We start from the raw sequence: 21,567 nt of genomic DNA on the forward strand, positions 1-21,567 counted from the left end.
TGCACAAGAGCCCCTCCGACGTCAGACTGGACGACGCTTGTATGTGTCTGCTGTCCGTGTCGTCCTGGGCAGCGGCCCACCGCCGTCGTGGACCGGTCAGCGCCGACCATCCGCTGATCAGCGATGACCGACGTACGAGGGGGAAGCCGCATGTCAGCAGCGACAGAGCGGGTCGCCGTCATGACCAGGAGCGAAGTGCTGCGCAGGGGGGTGCAGACCCTCTTGGGGGACGTCCCCGACGTCGAGTCCGTACGCGACTGCGCCTACGAACCGCAGGCGGCCGCCGCGATCGACTTCACCGACGTGGACATCCTGTTACTTTCCTGCCCCCGGGAGGACTGGGTCAAGGAGACCGCGAACCGCGCGGGCGCGGCAGGGGCGAAGGTACTGCTCCTGCTGGACGAGCGCATGGTCGACGACCCGGACTCCATCCGCGGGCTCGTCGCCGACGGGGTGCTGCTGAAGCACGAGCTGACGTCAGCCGCCCTCGCCCTCGCCTTCACCCAGGTGCGGAGCGGGGGCTTTCCGCTGCCGTCCGCCTTCTCCCACGCCCTGATCAGGCGCTCCCCCGGCCCGGCCCTGGGGCACCGCGACCGCATCGCCACCCTCACCCCGCGCGAGCGCGAGACGCTGGAGCTGCTGGTGGAGGGGCTGAGCAACAAGCTGATCGCCCGGCGGCTGCGGATCTCGGAGCACGGCGCGAAGCGGCTCGTGGCGAACATCCTGGCCAAGATGAACTGCCCCAACCGCACCCAGGCGGCGGCCATCGCCGTGCGCATGGACGCGGTGCGGATGGACGCCGTCTGCTGAAGCACCCGGCCGCCTGCGGGCGCCGCGCCGATCACGGCCCGGCGCCCGCAGGCCACGCGGTCACGCGCCCACGTACTCCGCCAGGTGCTCGCCCGTCAGCGTCGCGCGCGCCGCGACCAGGTCGGCCGGGGTGCCCTCGAAGACGACCTGGCCGCCGTCGTGGCCCGCGCCTGGCCCCAGGTCGATGATCCAGTCGGCGTGAGCCATGACCGCGGGGTGGTGCTCGACCACGATCACCGACTTGCCCGCGTCGACCAGCCGGTCCAGCAGGCCCAGCAGCTGCTCCACGTCGGCGAGGTGCAGGCCGGTGGTCGGCTCGTCCAGGACGTACACACCGCCCTTGTCGCCCATGTGCGTCGCCAGCTTGAGGCGCTGGCGCTCGCCGCCGGAGAGGGTGGTCAGGGGCTGGCCGAGGCGGAGGTAGCCGAGGCCGACGTCCGCGAGGCGCGCCAGGATGCGGTGGGCCGCGGGCGTGGCCGCGTCGCCCGACCCGAAGAACTCCTCCGCCTCGTCCACCGACATCGCCAGCACCTCGCTGATGTCGCGCCCGCCGAGGTGGTATTCGAGGACCGACGGCTGGTACCGCTTGCCTTCGCAGTCCTCGCAGGGGGTGGCGACGCCGGCCATCATGGCGAGGTCGGTGTAGATGACTCCGGCGCCGTTGCAGTGCGGGCAGGCGCCTTCGGAGTTGGCGCTGAACAGGGCGGGCTTGACCCCGTTGGCCTTGGCGAACGCCTTGCGGATCGGGTCGAGCAGTCCGGTGTACGTCGCCGGGTTCGAGCGCCGGGACCCCCGGATCGGCGACTGGTCGACCACGACGACGCCCTCGCCTGGCGGGATCGAACCGTGCACCAGGGAGCTCTTCCCCGAGCCCGCCACACCGGTCACCACGGTCAGCACGCCGAGCGGGACGTCCACGTCGACATCCCTGAGGTTGTGCGCGCTCGCGCCCCGCACCTCAAGGGCGCCGGTGGGCTTCCGTACGGACTCCTTGACGGCGGCCCGGTCGTCCAGGTGGCGGCCGGTGACCGTGTCGCCCTTCCGCAGCCCTTCCACGGTGCCCTCGAAACACACCTCGCCGCCCGCCGTACCGGCGCCGGGTCCCAGGTCCACCACGTGGTCGGCGATCGCGATCGTCTGCGGCTTGTGCTCGACGACCAGCACCGTGTTGCCCTTGTCCCGCAGGCGCAGCAGCAGGTCGTTCATCCGGTTGATGTCGTGCGGGTGCAGGCCGGTGGTCGGCTCGTCGAAGACGTACGTGACGTCGGTGAGGGACGAGCCCAAGTGCCGCACCATCTTCACGCGCTGCGCCTCGCCGCCCGAGAGCGTGCCCGAAGGGCGGTCCAGGGACAGGTACCCGAGGCCGATCTCGACGAACGAGTCGAGGGTCTCGCCCAGCGCCGTGAGCAGCGGGGCGACCGAGTCGTCCTTGAGGCCGCGCACCCACTCGGCCAGGTCCCTGATCTCCATCGCGCAGGCGTCGGCGATGCTGATCCGCTTGATCTTCGACGACCTGGCGCCCTCGCTGAGGCGCGTGCCCCCGCACTCGGGACAGGAGGTGAAGGTGACCGCCCGCTCCACGAACGCCCTGATGTGCGGCTGCATCCCCTCCTTGTCCTTGGCGAGGAACGACTTCTGGATCTTGGGGATCAGGCCCTCGTAGGTGAGGTTGACGCCGTTGACCTTGACCTTGGTGGGCTCCCGGTAGAGGAAGTCCTGCATCTCCTTCTTGGTGAACCTGCGGATCGGCTTGTTCGGGTCGAGGAAGCCCGACTCGGCGTAGATCCCGACCGTCCACACGTTGTCCGACTTCCAGCCGGGGATCGTGAAGGCACCCTCCGCAATCGACTTGGAGTCGTCGTACAGCTGGGTGAGGTCGATGTCGGAGACCGTGCCGCGGCCCTCGCAGTTCGGGCACATGCCGCCAGTGCGGCTGTAGGTCGCCTTCACCGCCTTCTTGTCGCCCACGGAGATCGCGCCGCTGCCGCGGACCGAGGCGGTGTTGAAGGAGTACGCGCTGGGCGGGCCGATGTGCGGCACGCCGAGGCGGCTGAAGAGGATGCGGAGCATGGCGTTGGCGTCGGTGACCGTGCCGACCGTGGAGCGCGGGTCGGCGCCCAGCCGCTGCTGGTCGACGACGATCGCCGTCGTCAGCCCTTCGAGCACGTCGACCTCGGGCCGCGCCAGCGACGGCATGAAGCCCTGGACGAAGGCGCTGTACGTCTCGTTGATCAGGCGCTGCGACTCGGCGGCGATCGTGTTGAACACCAGCGAGCTCTTGCCCGAGCCCGAAACGCCCGTGAACACGGTCAACCGGCGCTTGGGGATCTCGACGCTGACGTCCTTGAGGTTGTTCTCGCGCGCCCCGTGCACCCGGATCAGGTCGTGGCTGTCGGCGGCGTGCTCCGCGGGCGACCGCCCGTCCGTCCTCTTGGCCATGGTCCTCGGGTCTCCATCCGTCGGGGCGGGGCGGGCCTGCCGTTCGCCGTACGACTGCCACGCTAGACGCGGTGCGGCGGTCGGCGCTTCTCGAAACCTGACCGGGCGCGGTGCCGTGCGTCAGGCTCCCGGGTGCACGTGGAGGTCCAGGCCCGTCGTGCCCCCGGGCTCCCGGTCCGGCAGGAGCCGCATGTCGTGGTCGTAGTCGCCGCCCGTGAGCGTGCGGAACGGGACGGGGGCGTCCGTGAAGAGGCCGTCCAGGCGGTGCGCGTACGCCTGCTTCGCGGCCTCGTACTCCTCGTCGGTCAGCGCGTTCGCCCCGGTCACCGCGTACGGCTCCAGCGGCTCCATGCCCGTGAACCAGAACAGTCCGTGCTGCAAGGGGTGGAGCAGGTCGGACAGGCGGCCGTGGATGCCCCGGTCGGAGAACGCCGTCCCCCTGGCCCCCGCCGTCACGGAAACCAGCGCCCTGCGGCCCGCCAGAGGGCCGTGGCTGTACGGCGGCGGAACGGCGGGGCCGTAGGCGAAGCCCGCCGTGAACACCCGGTCGACCCAGCCCTTGAGGATCGCGGGCGCCGAGAACCACCACATCGGGAACTGCAGGATCACCGCGTCCGACCAGAGCACCTTCTCCTGCTCCGCCGCGATGTCCGCCGCCAGCCGGCCGTCCAGGGTGGCCCGCTCCGAGTCGGCCATCACCGCGAGCCGTTCGTCCGCGTCCCTGTCGGGGAAGTCGTCGGCGTCGACGGTCGCCTTCCACTTCATCGCGTACAGATCGGAGACGCGCACCTCGTGGCCCGCCGCACGGAGGTGTTCGGCCGCGAAGGAGGTGAGGGAGGCGTTGAGGGAGCGGGGCTCGGGGTGGGCGCTGACTATCAGGATCTTCTTCTTCGACATGGTCCTACGGTGGCCCGGCCGCGGGGCGGTAGCCAGCACCTTGTTCGTCCGGGGAACGGCGTTCCTGGTACTCGCGGGACCACCCTCGCGAAAGTGCCGCCCATACTTGGGTTACTTGGGTCCATGGACGTGACGGGGGACGGCGGCATGGCCGACAGGGACGGGAACGGCGGAAGCGGCAGCACGGGCAGCGGGGGCACGGGCGGGGGCGGCGCCGTCGGGGGCGGCGCCGCGCACGGGGCGGGCGGGGCGGGCGGGGGCGACAACCGGCTGGCCCTCGGCGGCTTCCTGCGCGCCCGCAGGGCCCGCGTGTCCCCCGAGCACGTCGGGCTCGTCGGAGGGCGGCGCAGGCGCGTGCGCGGGCTGCGCCGCGAAGAGCTGGCCCAGCTCGCCGGAATCAGCGTGGACTACTACGTACGGCTGGAGCAGGGCCGGGCCACCCAGCCCTCTCCCGAAGTGCTGGACGCGCTCGCGCGGGCGCTGGGGCTCGACGCCGCCGAACACCGCCACCTCGCCACCCTCGCGGCCGCCCGGCACAGCGCCGCGCCCCGGGCCAGAGTGAGCCCCCAGTTGCAGCGGCTGCTGGACTCCCTGGACGGCTTCCCCACGTTCGTGACGGACCACAGACTCGACGTGGTGGCGTGGAACGCGCCGGGCGCCGAACTGATCGGCGGCGTGGCCGCCCCGGAGCGCCGGGACCGCAACAACGCCAGGTTCCTCTTCCTCGACCCCGCGTCGCGCGACGTCCACCCCGACTGGGCGGACCGGGCGGCGGAGGCCGTGGGCCAACTGCGGGTCGCGTCGGGGCGCTACCCGGACGACACGGAACTCGCCGCGCTCATCACCGAACTGTCCGCGCTCAGCACCGACTTCCGGAAGATCTGGGACAGCGGGGAGATCACGATGTGCGCGGCGGGGCGCAAACGGCTGCGGCATCCCGTCGCCGGACTGCTCGAACTGAACTTCGAGGTACTGTACGTCCCCGGCGCGCCGGGCGAACAAGGGCTGGTGGTGCACGTGTTCAGCGCGGAGGCGGACAGCCCGGAGGCCGCCGCCCTCGCCCTGCTGGGGAGCCCGTTGGAACGCCCCCGCTCTTGAGGCGGACGGGGCTCGAACCTCGCCGCCCTCGGAACGTGCCGCCCCTAGACCTTGCCGCCGCAGATCACGTCGTACGGGCGGCCGATCGCCATCGTCAGCTTCATGGGCTCGGTCGTCCCTGACGGGCACGTCGCCTCGCTCTTGGCCAGTGCGAGCACCTTGAAGTCGCTGCCGCCCGCCGACGCGCACTTCACTTCCTGCGCGGTCGACGAGACGCAGTCGCCCACCACCAACTGGCCGCCGCCCTCGCCCGCGTCACCGGGGTGGGGGGCGGCGAGGTTGCGGCCGCAGACGGTGCTGGTGGGGATGCCCCCGCCGGTCTTCTTGTCGCCCGATCCGTACGACACCGAGACCTTGATGATCAGGTCCGTGCCCGCGGGGCACTGCACGGAGTCCGGGAGCATGCTCCCGGGCTGGATCTCCAGCGCCTTGAACGAGGCGGTGGAGTCCTCGCACCCGATCTTGCGGAAGCCGTCGGGGGCGTCGTCCGGGTCGGGGCCGCCGCAGTCCCCGACCTTCCACGCGCCGGTGGAGCCCGAGCCGTCCTTGCTCGCGGACGACCCCTTGGATCCCTTGCCGTCGCCGAACAGGACCGAGGCGCCGTACCCGAGGCCGAGGACCACCGCCAGGACCACCAGGGCTTGGAGGCAGCCTCCGCGGCGCTGGGCGGGGCGTGGGGGCGTTCCGGGGTGAGCCATGGTGTTCCTCCGGTCGGGGACGGTGCCGGGCGGACGGGGACGGGGCGTGTCAGGGCCGTACGGCCCTGGATGATCGCCCGGCGCAGGAGTGGGGACGCGCCCCGGCCGATGCCCGGTTCCCGTCCGTACGGCCGGGCGGAACCGGGTCCCTCGGGCGGGGCGCGCCCCCAACTCCCTCACCCCACGGGGCGCTTCGCGGGAAACGCCCGCGCCCTCGCCGCCACCACCACGACGAGCACCGGCGCCATGAGCCCCAGCACCGCCCACGGGAAGGACCCGGAACCCGCCAGGTCCAGGAGCACGCCCCCGACGACCCCGCCCCCGGCCATCGCGACGTTCCAGAGGGTCACGAGCATCGCCTGCACGGCGTCCCCCGCGTCCTTGCCCGCGTCGCCCGCGGCCGTCTGGAGCAGGGTCGGTACGCCGCCCCAGCCCAGGCCCCACAGGACGGCGGCCGCGTACACGAGCGCGGTGCTGTCCGCGAGCACGGCGAGCAGCCCCGCGGCCACCGCGACCAGCAGTGCGCTGCCGATGGTCAGGACGCGCAGCTTGCCGTTGATGTGCGCCCCCACGATCCAGATGCTCAGCAGGGACGCGGCGCCGAACACCAGCAGGACGAGGTCGGTCGAACCGCCCATCCCCAAGTCGTCGAGGAACGTGGCGATGTACGCGTACAGCACGGTGTGCGCGAGGACGAACACCAGCGTGACGAAGAGGACCGGGGCGACGCCGGGGACGCGCAGGGCGCTCAGCATCGGCGTACGGGCGCCCCGTGCCTGTCCCGGCCGGTCGGGCACGGCCGCCACGATCCACGCCAGCAGGGCGACGGTCAGCGCGGTCATCGCCAGGAACGCCCACCGCCAGCCGAGCGCGTCGCCGAGGAACGTGCCCGCCGGCACGCCGAGCGAGAGCGCCACCGGTATGCCCGCCATCGCGACCGCCAGCGCCCGGCCCTGGAGGTGCGCGGGCGCGAGGCGGCGGGCGTATCCGGCGAGCAGCGCCCAGGCCAGACCGGCGGCCACGCCCGCGGCGAACCTCGCGACCATGGTCAGGGTGTAGTCGGAGGAGAGCGCGGTGACCGTGTTGGCGGCGGCGAAGCCCGCCATGGCGGTCAGCAGGAGGCGCTTGCGGCGCCAGGCGGCGGTGGCGGCCGTGAGGGGCAGGGCGGTGAGCGCGGTGCCCAGCGCGTAGACGGTGACCGTCTGGCCCGCCGCGGACTCGCCGACGCCCAGATCGGCGCTCATGGCGGGCAGCAGTCCGGCGGGCAGCGTCTCGGTCAGGCTGGTGACGAAGACGGCGGTGGCGAGGGCGAGGAGGGCCGGGAGGGGAAGTCTCCGAGAGGTGTCGGGGGTCCCTTGTACTGGGTCCGTGTTCTTCAACTGCGCTGTGCCGGACATGCGGTGGGGTCCTTACTAGGTGAAGGGAAGGGAGGGGAGGCGAAGGGAAAAGGGAAGTGAAGGGACAGCGGTACGGAGGAGGTACCGGGCTTCCTTCGTGTTTCCTTCGTGGGGAGGGGGCGCCGCTACGCGTCCCGTGCCGTGTCCACGGGCAGTTCCGCGCCCGTGGTGAACACCGCGTCGGCCGCGAGGAACAGGGCGGCGCGCGCCACCGCGTCGAAGGAGCCCCCGCGCCGCGTCCGGGCGCCGTCGTGACCGGTCAGCACCGCGTTCACCCGGATGTTCCGGCCGGACAGTTCGGCGGCCAGCTCCCGTACGGAGGGGCGGAAGGCGGTGTGGCCCTCGGCGACCAGAACCACCGCGCCGCCCTCCCGCAGCAGCGGCAGCAGGGCCCGTACGGCGGCCTCGGCACTGTCCGTACAGTCGGAACCGGGCCCCGCGTACGCGAAGAGGTGGTCGATCCGGCCCAGCCTCCGCTCCACAGCGGGGACGAGTTCCGCGAGCGCCGCGGGATCCGACGGGTCGCAACCGACGACGTGCGCACCGGAGCCGCACTCCGGCGCCACCGCCGCGAGGCCGCCCCGGTCCCGGCCGGTGAGCAGCACGTCGGCGCCGCCCTCCACGAGCCGTTTGGCGACGGCCAGTCCGGGTCCCGGGGCGCCGCCGACGACGACGGCGCTGCTGCCGCCGTACCGCGTCCTGCCGGGCACGCGCCACGGGCCCCGAACATCGCTCGTCTTGTGCGTCCCGCCGCCGCTCGCTGTCATGCGTACGACGGTGCCCGGCGGCCCTTCGGGGCCGCTGACGGTCCGCTGACGGCCGGTGCGCCTGGTGGGAGCGCGCCCGGTGGGAGCGCGCCTGGTGGGAGCACGCTCGGCGGGAGCGCGCTCGGCGAAGTGCGCCGATCGGTACGTGTGTACGGTTCTGGCATGCGGTTCGGGGTGCTGGGTCCACTGGCGGTGTGGGACGACGACGGGGAGCCCGTCAGGGTCCCCGAGGCGAAGGTCAGGGCGCTGCTCGCGGACCTCCTGGTGCACGAGGGGCGGCCGGTCTCCGTGGACCGGCTGGTCGACGACCTCTGGGGCGGGCGGCCCCCGGGCAATCCCGCCAACGCCCTCCAGGCCAAGGTCTCCCAGCTCCGCCGCGCCATCGGCCGCGACCTGGTGGTGCACCAGCCGCCCGGCTACCGGCTGCGCCTCGGCGCGGCCGGCGGCGAGGTGGGCGGCGAGGTGGACGCCGACCGGTTCCGCGCCCTCGCCGAACGCGCCCGCCGCGAGCCCGACCCGCGCACCAGGGCGGCCCTGCTCACGGAAGCGCTGGAGCTGTGGCGCGGACCCGCGTACGCCGACTTCGCGGACGAGGAGTTCGTCCGCACGACCGCGCACCGCCTCGCGGAGCAACGGCTCACCGTCCTTGAGGAGCAGGCCGAGGCGCGCCTCGACGCGGGCGAACACACCCTCCTGACCGGCGAACTGTCCGACCTCGTGGCACGCCATCCGCTGCGCGAACGGCTGCGCGCCGTACAGCTGCGCGCGCTGTACCTGGCCGGGCGGCAGAGCGAGGCGCTCGCCTCCTACGCCGAGCTGCGCGACCGGCTGGCCGACGAACTCGGCCTGGATCCGGGCCCGGAGCTGGCCGCGCTGCACGAGGCGATCCTGCGGCAGGACTCGGCCCTGGGCGTGCGCCACGCGTCCACCGCGCCGGGCGGCGCGCCCGTGGCCCCGTCCCGCCCCACGCCCTTGTCGGTCCGTCCCCACCGGTCCCGGCTGCCCCTCCCTCTCACTTCGCTCGTCGGGCGCGAACAGACCCTCCGTACGCTCGGTTCGCTCCTGTCCGCAGGGCGGCTCGTCACGCTCACCGGGCCCGGCGGGGTCGGCAAGACGCGGCTCGCGCTGGCCGCTGCCGCACAGGCCGAATCGGCGCCCTCCGACACGATCGCGCCCGACGGGGTGTGGCTCGTCGAACTCGCCGGACAGTACGGCGGTGTCGACGACCTCATGGAGTCGGTCTCCGCCGCCCTCGGGCTGCGCGACGACACCCCTGCCGGTACGCGCTCCCCCGGCGCCGCGTTCGCCCTGCCCTCCCCCGCCGAGCGCGTCGCCGACGCCCTGTGCGACCGGCGCGCCCTGCTCGTGCTCGACAACTGCGAGCACGTCGTCGAGGCCGCCGCCGCACTCGCCGACCGGCTGCTGCGCGCCGCTCCGGGACTGCGCGTACTGGCCACCGGCCGGCAGCCGCTGGGCATCGCGGGCGAGGCCGTCCTCCCCGTGGAGCCGCTGCTGCCCGCCGACGCCGAGCGGATGTTCGCGGAGCGTGCCGCGTCCGCCGCCCCCGGCTTCGCGCTCGACGACGCCGCCGCGCGGGACGCCGTGGCGGAGATCGTGCGCAGGCTCGACGGGATCCCGCTCGCGCTCGAACTGGCGGCGACCCGGGTGCGGGCGCTGGGCGTGGGCGAGTTGGCCGCGCGCATCGGCGACCGGTTCCGGGTGCTCGCATCGGGGCAGCGGGGCGCGCCCGCCCGGCAGCAGACCCTGCGCGCGGTGCTCGACTGGAGCTGGGAGCTGCTGAGCGCGCCCGAGCGCATCGTGCTGCGCCGGCTGGCCGTGCACCACGACGGCTGCTCGCTGGAGGCCGCCGAGGCGGTCTGCGCGGGCGAGGGGGTGGCCGCGGACGAGGTGCTGGACCTGGTGGCCCGGCTGGTGGACCGCTCGCTGGTGGTGGTGGTCCCGGGCCGGGCCGGTGCGGCGCCGCGCTACCGGCTGCTGGAGTCCGTCGCCGCGTACGCCGTGGAGCGGCTGCACGAGATGGACGACGTCGCCGCCGTACGGGACCGGCACCTGCGCCACTACCTGGACCTCGCCGAGCGCGCCGAACCGCACCTCAGGAGCGCGGGACAGCGGGAGTGGCTCGCCCGGCTCGACGCGGACGGCGCGAACCTCCGCGCCGCGCTCGACGCGGCACCGTCCGGTGAGGCGGTACGGCTCGCGACGGCGCTGTCGTGGTGGTGGCTGCTGCGCGGCCGTCTGCACGAGGCGTACCGGGCGCTGTCCGCGACGCTGGGCGCCGCGCCCGAGAACACGGAACTCCGTACCCTCCGGGACGCTTTCGCCCTGCTGACAGGCACGCGCCCGGAGCCCGTACAGCCGGGGTCCCGGCCGGATTCCCGGCAGGGGTCCCGGCCGCAGGACGGGCGGGCCGCGTGGCTGTACGCGTACGCCCTGTTCAGCGGTGGCGACCGGGCGGCAGGCGAGGAGGCGAACGCCCGGGTGCTCGCCCGGTTCGAGGCCGACGGCGACCGCTGGGGCACGGCCGCCGCCCTCGCGCTGCGCGCCATGCACGCGCTGGTCACCGGTGACCTCGGCGCGATCGGCAGGGACGGGCTGCGCAGCGCGGCGCTCTTCGCCGAGCTGGGCGACCGGTGGGGCGAGTCGCAGACGGTGACCCCGCTCGCGGTGCTCGCGGAGATCAAGGGGGAGTACGCGGAGGCCGAGCGCCGCCACCGCGAGGGCCTGGCCATCGCCCGCGAACTCGGCCTGGAGACGGAGGTCTCCGCACGCCTCTCCGGGCTCGGCAGGCTCGCCCTGTTCGCGCACGACTGGCAGCGCGCCCGCGAACTGCACGAAGAGGCCCGACTGCTGGCCGTCGAGCAGGGCTACAAGTACGGCGAGGTCCACTCGATGATGGGCCTCGCCCTCGGGGCGCGCCGCTCGGGCGACCTGGCCGGGGCGCAGACGCACCTCTCGCGCATCAGGGAGGGCTACGCGGACGTCTCGTCGGACGTGGGCGACCATCTGCTCCACGCCGAACTGGGCTTCGTCGCCGAACTGTACGGCGATCGCGAGGGTGCGGTGGAACAGCATCGAAAGGGTCTGGCGATCGCCCGCACGATCGGTGAGCCGCGCGCGCTCGCCCTTTCGCTGGAGGGCCTGGCGGGCGCGGCGGCCCTGCGCCCGGAGACCGCAGGGCACGCGGCGGAACTGCTGGGTGCCGCGCACGCGGCCCGGCTCGGGGCGGGCGCGCCGCTGCCACCGGCCGAGCGGGGCGACGTGGACCGGATCGCGGCGGCGGCGACGCGGGCCCTGGGCGGGGCTGCGTTCGAGGAGGCGTTCGCCCGAGGGGCGGAACTCGCGGCGCTGGACGCGGTGGAGCACCTGACAGTGCGGGACTGACCGGACTGACGGAACAGCCGGAAGCCGGACAGCTGGAACACGTTTTACGGCACGCGAGAGGCGGAGGGACCCGATCGGGTCCCTCCGCCTCTCCGTACGCGCGCTCAGGTCACACCAGGCTCGGCTCCTTGTCTCCCCTGTCGGCGGCCGCCGTGTCCACAGCCTGTGCATCCACTTGTGCATCCACCCGCGCACCCTCCTGCGCGTCCCGCTCCTCCGCCTTGCGCCCCTTCAGCAGCAGCAGTGCGAGGAGGGCGGCGCCCACCACCCCGGCCGCACCGGCCAGGAAGCTGCCCGACATGCCCTGGGTGAACGCGTCCCTGGCGGTGGCGGCCAGGGCCCCGTCGCCCGACCCCGCCGCGATCCCGAGGGCGTCGGCGATCGAGTGCCGCGCGGCCTCCGGGGCGGAGTCCGGCATCTCGGACGCGTACGTCCCCGAGAGGACCGCGCCGAGCACCGCGACGCCCAGCGCCGCGCCCGCCTGCTGGATGGTGTCGTTCAGCGCGGAGCCGACCCCGGCGTGCTCGGCGGGCACCGCGCCCATCAGCGCGCCGATCGTGGCGGGCATCGCCAGGCCGCCGCCCGCGCCCATCACGACCATCGCGGTGGCGAGCAGGCCCCAGCCGTCGCCCGCCTCCAGGCCGGAGAGGAGCGCGAACCCGGCGGCGGTGAGCAGGAGTCCGGTGACCGCGACGGCGCGGTTGCCGAGCCTGCCGACGAGCCCGGCTCCGATGCCGTTGAAGACGAGGCTGGCGACGGCGAGCGGGGTGAAGGCGAGGCCGGTCTCGGTCGGGGTGTACCCGGCGACGAACTGGAGGTACTGGGTGAGGACCAGCATCAGGCCGCCGTTGGCGAAGGTCAGCAGGACCAGGGAGAAGCTGGCACCGGTGAAGACGCGGTTGCGGAAGAGGGCGACCGGGATCATCGGGGACCCGGTGCGCAGCTCCCACACCGCGAACCCGGCGAGCGCGGCGACGCCGACGACCAGCGAGACGACCGTTCCGGTGTGCGAGAGGCCGCCCTTGGGAAGCTCGTTGATGGTCCAGACGAGCGCGGTCATGCCGACGACGGAGAGCACCATGCCGAGCGGGTCGGCCTTGCGGGCGGGGCCCTTGGACTCGGGCATCAGGACCAGCGCGGCAACGATCGCCAGGACCGCGATCGGAACGTTGATCAGGAAGACCGCGCCCCACCAGAACTTCGCGATCAGCACGCCGCCGAGGACGGGGCCGCCGACCAGACCGACCATCGCGACGGTGGACCAGGCGGCGATCGCCTTGGGGCGCTCGGCCTCGTCGAAGACCGTGATGAGGATGGAGAGGGTGCTCGGCATGATCAGCGCGCCGCCGACGCCCATCAGGACGCGGGCCAGGATCAGTTGGTCGGGGCTGTCCGCGACCGTCCCGAGCAGTGAGGCGGCCCCGAAGACCGCAAGCCCGACGATCATCACCTGGCGGCGGCCGAAGCGGTCGGAGAGGCTTCCGGCGGTGAGCAGCAGCCCGGCGAAGACCAGGATGTACGACTCGATGATCCACTGGATGTCCTGCGAGCCCGCCCCGGTGTCCTCGGCCATCGCCGGGATCGCCACGGTCAGCGCCATGTTGTCGATGACCAGCACCAGCGTGCTGAGGCACAGCACGATCAGGATCAGCCAGCGTCGCGGGTGACGCCCTTCGGTCGCTTCCACGGGAACCCCTCACACTCATTCGGCGCGTACGTCGTGCCCTCGATGCGCACACTGTACGCACGACGGAACAGCGTGCGCAAGAGAGGTATGTCGTACGCGAGAGGAGGGGGGGAGGGAAGAGAGGAAGGGGGGAAGCGTCGAAGGCGGGGGCGAGGGCGAGGGGCACGGCGCACCGGCATCCTGCGGGTGGCCCCCGGCCCGGGGAAAACCGCACGGTCACGCGGAGCGCCCCGCACCACCCTCCGCACTCCCCGACAGCACCGCGCCCCGCACGATCCACCGCGCCGCCTTCGCCGCGGCCTCCACGGGGCCCGTGTCCCTGGCAGCGCGGCCCAGCATGAACGCGCCCTCCAGCAGCGCGATCACCGAGACGGCCGTCTCCCGCGCCACGCCCTCCGGGAGGCCGCTCGCCGCGTAGTACGCGGCGAGCGCCGCCGTCCAGCTGTCGAACACCTCGGCCGTGGCAAGCCGCAACCCCTCGTGCGTACTGGCGACTTCGAGCGCCACCGTCGCGATCGGGCACGGGTCGGCGAAATCCAGCTCGCGCAGCGTCCCGGCCGCCCCGAGGAACGCCTCGCCCGTCGCATCCACCAAGTCCCTGCCCGGTACGAAGAGTTCACCGATGAGCTCCAGGTACGCCGCACCCGACGTGCGCACCACCTCCTCGCCGAGCTGCGCCTTGCCGCCGGGGAAGAAGTGGTACGCCGATCCGTACGGCGCCCCGGCCGTCGCGACGATCTGCTTCATCCCGGTCGCCGAGTAGCCCTGGCGCCGGAAGAGCTCGGTGGCCGCCGAGACGATGCGCTGTCTGGTGTCGCCCGTGGTCCTCATGTTCGCTAGCCTCTCACTAGATCGGTCTATCAAGTGAGAGGCAGGATCATGCCCGAGGTGGAACTGAGCGCGGGAACCGTGGAGTTCACCGACACCGGGGAGCCCGACGGCAGCACGACGGGGTCCGCGCCGGACGGGCCGGACCGTTCAGATGGTTCGGGCACCTCGGCGGGCACGGTCGTCCTCGTCCACGGCCTCGGTTTCGACGGCTCCGTCTGGGACGCCCTGGTGGAGGAGCTGCGCCCCGACTACCGGGTGGTCGTCCCCGTACTGCCGATCGGCAGCCACCGCACCCCCATGCGCCCGGACGCCGATCTGTCGGCACGGGGAATGGCCGTACTGCTCGCGGAGTTCCTGGACCGGCTCGACCTGCGCGACGTCACCCTCGTGCAGAACGACGCGGGTACGGCCCAGCTCCTCGTGGGCGTACGGGACGAGCGTGTCGGACGGCTGGTGCTCACCTCCTGCGAGGCGCTGGAGAACTACCCGCCGGGGTTCCAGGGCAGGACCCTGCACGCGGCGGCCCGGGTGCCTGGCGGCCTGTTCCTGCTGCTCCAGTCCTTCCGGGTGCCGTTCCTCGTACGGATGGGCTCGTCGCTCGGCGGGATGGCGAAGCGGCCGATCCCCTTCGAGCTGGTGCGCCGCTGGTACCGGCCACTGCTCACCAGCGGTGCGATCCGCAGGGACCTGCGGAAGTTCGTCCTGGGCGGCAGCAGGGACACGTACCTCAAGGCGGCGGAGAACCTCGCCGCCTTCGACCGCCCCGCACTGGTGGCCTGGGGCGCGGAGGACCGGATGATGCCGCACCGTACGGGCAGGCGGCTGGCGGAACTGCTGCCGGACGGACGGTACGTGGAGATCCCGGACGCGGGGACGCTGGTGCAGCTGGACAACCCCTCTGCCCTCGCGGAGGAGTTGCGGCGCTTCATCGCGTCGACGGTTCCCGGGCGCCCGTAACGGACGGACACGTGACGGACGGGCACACCACGGGCCGGGGCGCGACAGGCGGGCACGTAACGGACGGGCACGTAACGGCCCCGGGCGCGACGGACGGGTACACGACGGACGGGCGCGCGACGGCGAGGTCGCGCGCCCACCCACTCGTCCGTACGGTCAGCCGAGCAGCCGGGCGGTGATCTTCGCCAGGCGCTCGCCCTGGTAGCGGGCCGCCGCCAGGACGTTCTCGTCGGGCGCGCCGCTGCCCGCCGCGTGCGAGGTGCCGTACGGGTTGCCGCCGGCACCGTACACGACCGGGTCGGTGAAGCCGGGCGAGACGATGACCGAGCCCCAGTGGTGGAACGTGTTGTAGAGCGCGAGCAGCGTGGACTCGTTGCCGCCGTGCGCGTTGTGGGCGCTGGTGAACGCGGTGGCGGGCTTGTCGATCATGACGCCCTGCTGCCACAGCCCGCCCGTGGTGTCGATGAACTGCTTCAGCTGCGACGAGATGTTGCCGAAGCGGGTCGGCGAACCGAGCGCATAGGCGTCCGCCCAGGTCAGATCGTCCAATGTGGCCGTCTCGACGTCCTGCGTGGCGTCGACGTGCTCGCGCCAGGCGGGGTTGGCGTCGATGGCCGCGTCGGGGGCGAGCTCCGGCACCCGGCGCAGCCGCACCTCGGCGCCCGCCTTCTCCGCACCCTCGGCTATGGCCTGGGCGAGCTGGTGGACGGTGCCGGTCGAGGAGTAGTAGACGACGGCGATCTTGGCAGACATGGCTGGGCCTCCGGGCGGGCGACGTGCGGGCATGGCGTACGGGGATGACGTGCGGGAACGCGGCGGACTCCGGTGGCGAACTCCGGCGGGGGACCCAGCGGGGGACCCACCCGAGGAGCTGAAGCGGATAGCCATCCGTTTCCGTTGGCACGAGTTAAACGGATGGCTATCCGTTTGGCAAGACCTTCCGGAGGGCTAACCGGATAGTTTTCCGTTACGCTCGGGACATGAGCCGTGAGATCCCCGCACCCGCCTCCCCCGGCCTCGGCCTGCCGCTCGCGGGCGAGGCCCCGCCCGAGCGCGCCGACGCCGCCCGCAACCGGCGGAAGATCGTCTGCGCGGCGGCCCGGATCGTCCGCGAGCAGGGGCCCGACGCGCTCACGATGAACGCGGTCGCGCACGCCAGCGGCATCGGCGTGGGCACGGTCTACCGCCGCTTCGGAGACGTGGGACAACTCCTCGTCGCGCTGCTGGACGAGCGCGAACGACAGCTCCAGGAAGCCTTCTTGAGCGGCCCGCCCCCGCTCGGCCCCGACGCGCCGCCCGCCGTACGGCTCCGCGCCTTCCTGCACGCGCTGGCCGACCGGGTGCTGGAGCAGCGGGAGTTGATGTACGCGGCCGAGGCGGCGTCGCCCGAGGGGCGCTACAGGGGCGCCCCGTACATCACGCAGCACGCCCACACGGCCATGCTGATCAAGCACATCAAGCCCGAGGCCGACGCGGTGGTCCTGGCGGACCTGCTGCTCGCCCCCTTCGTACCGAGCATGCTGTGCCACCTGACCCAGGGGCGGGGCGCGACGCCGGAACGGATCAGGGCGAGCATCGACGAGTTGCTGGGGATGAGCGGACTGGACGGGGCCGGAGACGGACGGGCGGACGCGGACACGCCCACCGAGCAGAGCCGAACCGAGGAGGGCTGACACCGAGGAGGACCGAGCCGCCCCCCTTACCCCTCGCCCCTCACCCCTCGCCCCTCCCCCTTCGCCTCTCCCCCCTCACCCCTCGATCAGCCGCTCCAGCCCGTCCAGGATCAGCGCCAGGCCGAACTCGTAGGCGCGGTCCGGGCTGTGCAGCGCCTGGTACGCCTCCCCCGCGGCGCTTCCCACGCGCGTGGCGACCGGGTACCGGTCCGGGTCGAAGACCCGGGCGAGCAGCGGGGCGTTGGCCGTCCACCACTGCTCGTCGGACATGGCGGTCTCGCGCTCCACGGCCGCCGCGTCATGGGCCGTGCGCGCGATCGACTGGACGAACGCGAGCAGGTGCGAGAGCGCCAGGTCCTGCTGCACGTCACCGAGGCCGAGGCCCTCGAAGGCGCTCAGCTCGTGCTCGTACTTGGCCATCAGACCGGGCCCGAGCGGCGGCCTCGACAGGGGAAGCGCCGAGACCCAGGAGTGCCGGACGTAGAGCGCCAGGTTCTCGTGCGCGATCGCCGAGATCCGCTCGCGCCACGAGCCGCCGGGCGCCGCCGGGCGCTCCATCCGCAGATAGACGGCGTCGAGCATCAGATCGAGCAGCTCCGCCTTGCCCGGCACGTACGTGTAGAGCGTCATGGGCGTGACGCCCAGGTGCTGGGCCACCCGCCGCATGGTGACGGCGTCCAGCCCCTCGGCGTCGGCGACCGCGATCGCGGCACCGACCACCGCGTCGACGCTCAGCCCCTGCTTGGGGCCCCTGGTCCTGGCGCCGCTCCTCCCCCCGCCGCCACCGCCGCCGCCTCCGGCCCTGCCGTCACCGCCGGCCTCCCGCCACAGCAGCTCCAACGTGCGGGAGGGGTCACCCGAGTCGCTCCGGTCCTTAGCCATGAACCAATTCTCCCTCACCCCTTTTCTTCGTACGAAGTATAGAGTACGTTGTACAAAGTAACGCTGAAAGCCTTGCCGCAGCTCTGCTCAGCCTCGCCCTGGGAGTCCCGCATGCAGATCACCTCGACCGCCCTCTCACTCACCGTCGACGACACCGCCGCGTCGGCCGCGTTCCTCGCCAAGCACTTCGGGTTCGAGGAGGTCGCGGCGGCGGACGGCTTCGTCTCGCTCGCCCGCGAGGGCGCCCCGAACGTCATATTCCTGAAGCGCGGCACGGAAGTCCTCCCCGAGGGCTTCCGCGACGAGCGCGCCGCGGGCGTGATCGTCGCGTTCACGGTCGACGACCTCCCCGCCGCGTACGAACACCTGCGCGCCGAAGGCGTCTCGATCACCATGGAGTTGAGGGTGGAGCCGTGGGGAGAGCGGCTGTTCCAGGTGACCGACCCCAACGGCGTCACCGTCCAACTGGTCGACTGGGTAACGCCCGCCTGACCCGCCTTACCTGCATTACCCGCCTGACCTGCCTGACCTGCCTGACCCGCCTGACTCTCCCGGCCCACCGCCCAACAGCCCGACCCAGAGCAGAGAGCGAGGACCGGCATGCCTGCCGACCAGCAGAAGATCACCGCCGACAGCCACCACCTGATCGAGGTCCGAGGAGCCCGCGAGAACAACCTCAAGGACGTCTCCCTCGACCTCCCCAAGCGACGGCTCACGGTCTTCACCGGCGTCTCGGGCTCGGGAAAGTCCTCGCTCGTCTTCGGCACGATCGCCGCCGAGTCGCAGCGCCTGATCAACGAGACGTACAGCGCCTTCGTCCAGGGCTTCATGCCGAGCCCGGGGCGCCCCGACGTGGACGAGCTGCGCAACCTGAGCGCGGCGATCGTCGTGGACCAGGAGCGGATGGGCGCCAACTCCCGCTCCACGGTGGGCACGGCCACCGACGCGTACGCCATGCTGCGCATCGTCTTCAGCCGGCTCGGCACCCCGCACGTGGGCACCTCGGGGGCCTTCAGCTTCAACGTCCCCGAAGGGATGTGCCCCGCCTGCGAGGGGACCGGCAAGGTCTCGGACGTCGACGTGGCCGAGCTGGTCGACCGGGACAAGTCGATCAACGAGGGCGCGATCAAGGTCCCCGGGTACGGCGTGGACTCCTGGCCCTGGTCCGTCATGGCCGGGTCCGGCTTCTACGACCCCGACAAGAAGCTGGCGGACTTCACCGAGCGGGAATGGGACGACCTGCTGCGCAAGACGGCGGTCAAGGTGAAGGTCGGCAGCAACGGCTTCACCTACGAGGGCCTGGTCACCAAGCTCCAGCGGACCGTCCTGGTCAAGGACCGCGAGGCGATGCAGCCGCACATCCGGGCCTTCGTCGACCGGGCCGTGGTCTTCACCGCCTGCCCGACCTGCGACGGCACCCGCCTCACCAGGGCGGCACTCTCCTCGAAGATCAACGGGCTGAACATCGCCCAGTGCTCCTCGATGCAGATCAACGACCTGGCGAAGTTCGTCCGGGACCTGGACGAGCCGTCGGTGGCGCCGCTCCTGGCCGGGCTCCGCGACCTGCTCGACTCCCTGGTCGAGATCGGCCTCGGGTACCTGTCCCTGGACCGCCCTTCGGGCACGCTCTCGGGCGGCGAGGCGCAGCGCGTGAAGATGGTGCGGCACCTGGGCTCGTCCCTCACCGACGTCACGTACGTCTTCGACGAGCCGACCACCGGCCTGCACCCGCACGACATCCAGCGCATGAACGACCTGCTGCTGCGCCTGCGGGACAAGGGCAACACGGTCCTGGTCGTCGAGCACAAGCCCGAGGTCATCGCCATCGCCGACCACGTGGTGGACCTCGGCCCCGGCGCGGGCTCGAACGGCGGGGAGCTCTGCTACGCGGGCGACGTCGCGGGCCTGCGCGCGTCCGGCACGCTCACCGGGCGCCACCTGGGCCACCGCACCCGGCTCCGCGAGACCCCGCGCACCCCCACGGGCCACCTCACGATCGAGAACGCCACTGCGCACAACCTCAAGAACGTCTCGGTGTCCGTCCCCACCGGAGTGCTCACCGTCGTCACCGGGGTGGCCGGTTCCGGAAAGTCCTCGCTCGTCCACGGCCACCTCTCCGGCCGGGAGGGCGTCGTCGTGGCCGACCAGTCGCCGATCCGGGGGTCCCGGCGCTCGAACCCGGCCACGTACACCGGACTGCTCGACCCGATCCGCAAGGCGTTCGCCAAGGCCAACGGGGTCAAGCCCGCCCTGTTCAGCGCCAACTCCGAAGGCGCCTGCCCGCACTGCAACGGCGCCGGAGTCATCTACACCGACCTCGCCATGATGGCCGGCGTCGCCACCCCCTGCGAGGACTGCGAAGGCAAGCGGTACACCCCCCAGGTCCTCACCTACACGCTGGACGGCAAGAACATCAGCGAGGTGCTGTCCATGTCGGTGGACGAGGCGCACGACTTCTTCGGTACGGGCCAGGCCCGCACCGTCCTCGGCCGCCTCCGGGACGTGGGCCTCGGCTACCTCCGCCTCGGCCAGCCCCTCAACACCCTCTCCGGCGGCGAGCGCCAGCGCCTCAAGCTCGCGATCCACATGGCGGAGAAGTCCTCCACCTACGTCCTGGACGAGCCGACGACGGGCCTCCACATGGCGGACGTCGACAAACTCCTGGCGCTGTTGGACCGACTGGTGGACGACGGCAACACGGTGGTGGTGATCGAGCACCACCAGGCCGTGATGGCCCACGCGGACTGGCTCATAGACCTCGGCCCGTCCGGCGGCCACGACGGCGGCGAAATCGTCTTCACGGGAACGCCGAGGCAGTTGGTGGACCGGGGCGACACGCTGACGGCCCACCACCTCCGCGAGTACGTCGGCTGACAGGGGCCCCGGGCCTTCCCCGCGCCCCGACAGCGGCGCGGGGAACCGCCCGGGAGCACGGGAGCACGGCACACGCCGCACGCACCCACCCCGCGCGACGGGACCCCGCGAAGCCCCCGCGCACCGGACCCCGCGAAAAGCCGGCGCCCCACCCCCGCCCCTCTACTCGTGCACCGCGCCCTCCACGTGCCCCACGGGCTCCACCTGCACCGTGGAGTGCGCCACGTCGAAGTGCTCCCCCACACACCCCTGCAACCGCCCCAGGACCACCCCCAGCCCCTCCTCCCGCACGACCGCCTCGTCCACCACCACGTGCGCCGTCAGGACCGGCATCCCCGACGTCACCGTCCACGCGTGCAGATCGTGCACGTCCACCACCCCCCGCTCCGCCAGCAGGTGCCCCCGCACCTCCCCGAGGTCCATGTCCTGCGGCGTCGCCTCCAACAGGACGTGCACCGCGTCCCGCAGCAGCCCGTACGACCGGGGCACGATCAACAGGCCGATCACGATCGAGGCGACCGGGTCCGCCGCCTGCCACCCCGTGAACAGGATCACCAGCCCGCCCACGATCACCGCGACCGACCCCAGCGCGTCCCCCAGGACCTCAAGATACGCCCCGCGCAGATTCAGGCTCTGGTCCTTGGCGTCCCGCAGCAGCCACAGCCCCACCAGGTTCGCGAGCAGCCCGCCCACCGCGACCGCGAACATCAGCCCGCCCTCGACCTCCACCGGATTCCGGAAGCGCCCGATCGCCGACCAAAGGACCCAGACGAAGATCCCGAGCAGCAGCAGCGCGTTCAGCACGGCGGAGAAGATCTCCACCCGGTAGAAGCCGAAGGTCCGCCGGGGCGTCGGCGCCCGCTGCGCCAGCGTCACCGCGCCCAGCGCCAGTGACACCCCGACCGCGTCCGTGAGGCTGTGCGCCGCGTCCGCGAGCAGCGCCAGGCTCCCCGACAGCAGACCGCCCACGACCTGGATGACGGTGATCGTTCCGCTGATGGCGATCGTCAGCACCAGCCGCTTGCGGAACGAACCGCTCAGCGTCCCGCTGCCCGCCGCGACGGACGCCGTGCTCGGCCCGTGGTCATGACCCATACCCGCCAGTCGAGCACAGGAAGCCCTTACTTGCGACACATCCATTCACAGGAGGAACCC

The 21,567-nt window shown here is 72.6% G+C and carries 17 protein-coding genes; 7 read left to right on the top strand and 10 right to left on the bottom strand.

Going from position 1 to position 21,567, the window contains the following annotated elements; genetic code table 11:
- Nucleotides 1–150 precede the first annotated feature (150 nt).
- Nucleotides 151–810: a LuxR C-terminal-related transcriptional regulator gene (locus tag ACIBNE_RS11805; protein WP_399271362.1), complete on the top strand. Its 660-nt coding sequence runs from the start codon at nt 151–153 to the stop codon at nt 808–810.
- Between the two features lie 60 nt (nt 811–870).
- On the opposite strand, the gene ACIBNE_RS11810 is transcribed toward ACIBNE_RS11805, so the two are convergent.
- Together ACIBNE_RS11810 and ACIBNE_RS11815 are read right to left on the bottom strand one after the other, a co-directional pair.
- Nucleotides 871–3,249 carry an ATP-binding cassette domain-containing protein gene (locus ACIBNE_RS11810; protein ID WP_399271363.1) on the bottom strand — a complete coding sequence of 793 codons (2,379 nt, stop codon included), beginning with the start codon at nt 3,247–3,249 and terminating at the stop codon, nt 871–873.
- Between the two features lie 120 nt (nt 3,250–3,369).
- Complete coding sequence (locus ACIBNE_RS11815) at nt 3,370–4,146, bottom strand: NAD(P)H-dependent oxidoreductase (protein ID WP_399271364.1); 777 nt, start codon at nt 4,144–4,146, stop codon at nt 3,370–3,372.
- A 123-nt stretch (nt 4,147–4,269) separates the two neighbouring features.
- On the opposite strand from ACIBNE_RS11815, the gene ACIBNE_RS11820 reads away from it, so the two are divergent.
- Nucleotides 4,270–5,244 carry a helix-turn-helix domain-containing protein gene (locus ACIBNE_RS11820; RefSeq protein ID WP_399271365.1) on the top strand — a complete coding sequence of 325 codons (975 nt, stop codon included), beginning with the start codon at nt 4,270–4,272 and terminating at the stop codon, nt 5,242–5,244.
- Between the two features lie 44 nt (nt 5,245–5,288).
- Here ACIBNE_RS11820 and ACIBNE_RS11825 read toward each other — a convergent pair whose 3' ends face one another.
- The 3 genes from ACIBNE_RS11825 to ACIBNE_RS11835 all read right to left on the bottom strand — a co-directional run bounded on the left by ACIBNE_RS11825 (nt 5,289) and on the right by ACIBNE_RS11835 (nt 8,106).
- On the bottom strand, nt 5,289–5,942 hold the full coding sequence (locus ACIBNE_RS11825) for a hypothetical protein (RefSeq protein WP_399271366.1): 654 nt from the start codon (nt 5,940–5,942) through the stop codon (nt 5,289–5,291).
- A 176-nt stretch (nt 5,943–6,118) separates the two neighbouring features.
- Entirely contained in the window at nt 6,119–7,339 is a 1,221-nt protein-coding gene (locus ACIBNE_RS11830; RefSeq protein ID WP_399271367.1) for an MFS transporter, read from the bottom strand.
- A 125-nt stretch (nt 7,340–7,464) separates the two neighbouring features.
- The gene (locus tag ACIBNE_RS11835; RefSeq protein WP_399271368.1) at nt 7,465–8,106 is read right to left on the bottom strand and encodes an SDR family NAD(P)-dependent oxidoreductase; all 642 of its coding nucleotides are present in this window, start codon (nt 8,104–8,106) and stop codon (nt 7,465–7,467) included.
- A 162-nt stretch (nt 8,107–8,268) separates the two neighbouring features.
- Between ACIBNE_RS11835 and ACIBNE_RS11840 the strand changes: the two genes are divergently transcribed.
- Entirely contained in the window at nt 8,269–11,508 is a 3,240-nt protein-coding gene (locus ACIBNE_RS11840; RefSeq protein ID WP_399271369.1) for a BTAD domain-containing putative transcriptional regulator, read from the top strand.
- A 109-nt stretch (nt 11,509–11,617) separates the two neighbouring features.
- On the opposite strand, the gene ACIBNE_RS11845 is transcribed toward ACIBNE_RS11840, so the two are convergent.
- Complete coding sequence (locus ACIBNE_RS11845; RefSeq protein WP_399271370.1) at nt 11,618–13,195, bottom strand: MFS transporter; 1,578 nt, start codon at nt 13,193–13,195, stop codon at nt 11,618–11,620.
- Nucleotides 13,196–13,411: 216 nt separating this feature from the next.
- Nucleotides 13,412–14,026: a TetR/AcrR family transcriptional regulator gene (locus tag ACIBNE_RS11850; RefSeq protein WP_399271371.1), complete on the bottom strand. Its 615-nt coding sequence runs from the start codon at nt 14,024–14,026 to the stop codon at nt 13,412–13,414.
- Between the two features lie 48 nt (nt 14,027–14,074).
- On the opposite strand from ACIBNE_RS11850, the gene ACIBNE_RS11855 reads away from it, so the two are divergent.
- Nucleotides 14,075–14,983: an alpha/beta fold hydrolase gene (locus ACIBNE_RS11855; protein WP_399271372.1), complete on the top strand. Its 909-nt coding sequence runs from the start codon at nt 14,075–14,077 to the stop codon at nt 14,981–14,983.
- 156 nt (nt 14,984–15,139) lie between these two features.
- Here ACIBNE_RS11855 and wrbA read toward each other — a convergent pair whose 3' ends face one another.
- Nucleotides 15,140–15,736: an NAD(P)H:quinone oxidoreductase gene (gene wrbA / locus ACIBNE_RS11860; RefSeq protein WP_399271373.1), complete on the bottom strand. Its 597-nt coding sequence runs from the start codon at nt 15,734–15,736 to the stop codon at nt 15,140–15,142.
- 227 nt (nt 15,737–15,963) lie between these two features.
- Here wrbA and ACIBNE_RS11865 point away from each other — a divergent pair, with 227 nt between their 5' ends.
- Nucleotides 15,964–16,656 (top strand): TetR/AcrR family transcriptional regulator, encoded by a 693-nt coding sequence (locus tag ACIBNE_RS11865; RefSeq protein ID WP_399271374.1) that lies wholly within the window; start codon nt 15,964–15,966, stop codon nt 16,654–16,656.
- 75 nt (nt 16,657–16,731) lie between these two features.
- Here ACIBNE_RS11865 and ACIBNE_RS11870 read toward each other — a convergent pair whose 3' ends face one another.
- Nucleotides 16,732–17,538, bottom strand: coding sequence for a TetR/AcrR family transcriptional regulator (locus ACIBNE_RS11870; protein WP_399271375.1), 807 nt, complete (start codon nt 17,536–17,538; stop codon nt 16,732–16,734).
- Between the two features lie 111 nt (nt 17,539–17,649).
- Here ACIBNE_RS11870 and ACIBNE_RS11875 point away from each other — a divergent pair, with 111 nt between their 5' ends.
- Both ACIBNE_RS11875 and ACIBNE_RS11880 read left to right on the top strand, forming a co-directional pair.
- A complete protein-coding gene (locus ACIBNE_RS11875; RefSeq protein WP_399271376.1) occupies nt 17,650–18,030 on the top strand; it encodes a VOC family protein in 381 nt (126 codons plus the stop codon).
- Between the two features lie 108 nt (nt 18,031–18,138).
- Complete coding sequence (locus tag ACIBNE_RS11880; RefSeq protein ID WP_399271377.1) at nt 18,139–20,412, top strand: ATP-binding cassette domain-containing protein; 2,274 nt, start codon at nt 18,139–18,141, stop codon at nt 20,410–20,412.
- A 162-nt stretch (nt 20,413–20,574) separates the two neighbouring features.
- On the opposite strand, the gene ACIBNE_RS11885 is transcribed toward ACIBNE_RS11880, so the two are convergent.
- Complete coding sequence (locus ACIBNE_RS11885) at nt 20,575–21,507, bottom strand: cation diffusion facilitator family transporter (protein ID WP_399271378.1); 933 nt, start codon at nt 21,505–21,507, stop codon at nt 20,575–20,577.
- Nucleotides 21,508–21,567: the final 60 nt, after the last annotated feature.

The sequence above is a fragment of the Streptomyces sp. NPDC050504 genome, assembly GCF_044458065.1.
In the GTDB taxonomy this organism is placed as follows: domain Bacteria; phylum Actinomycetota; class Actinomycetes; order Streptomycetales; family Streptomycetaceae; genus Streptomyces.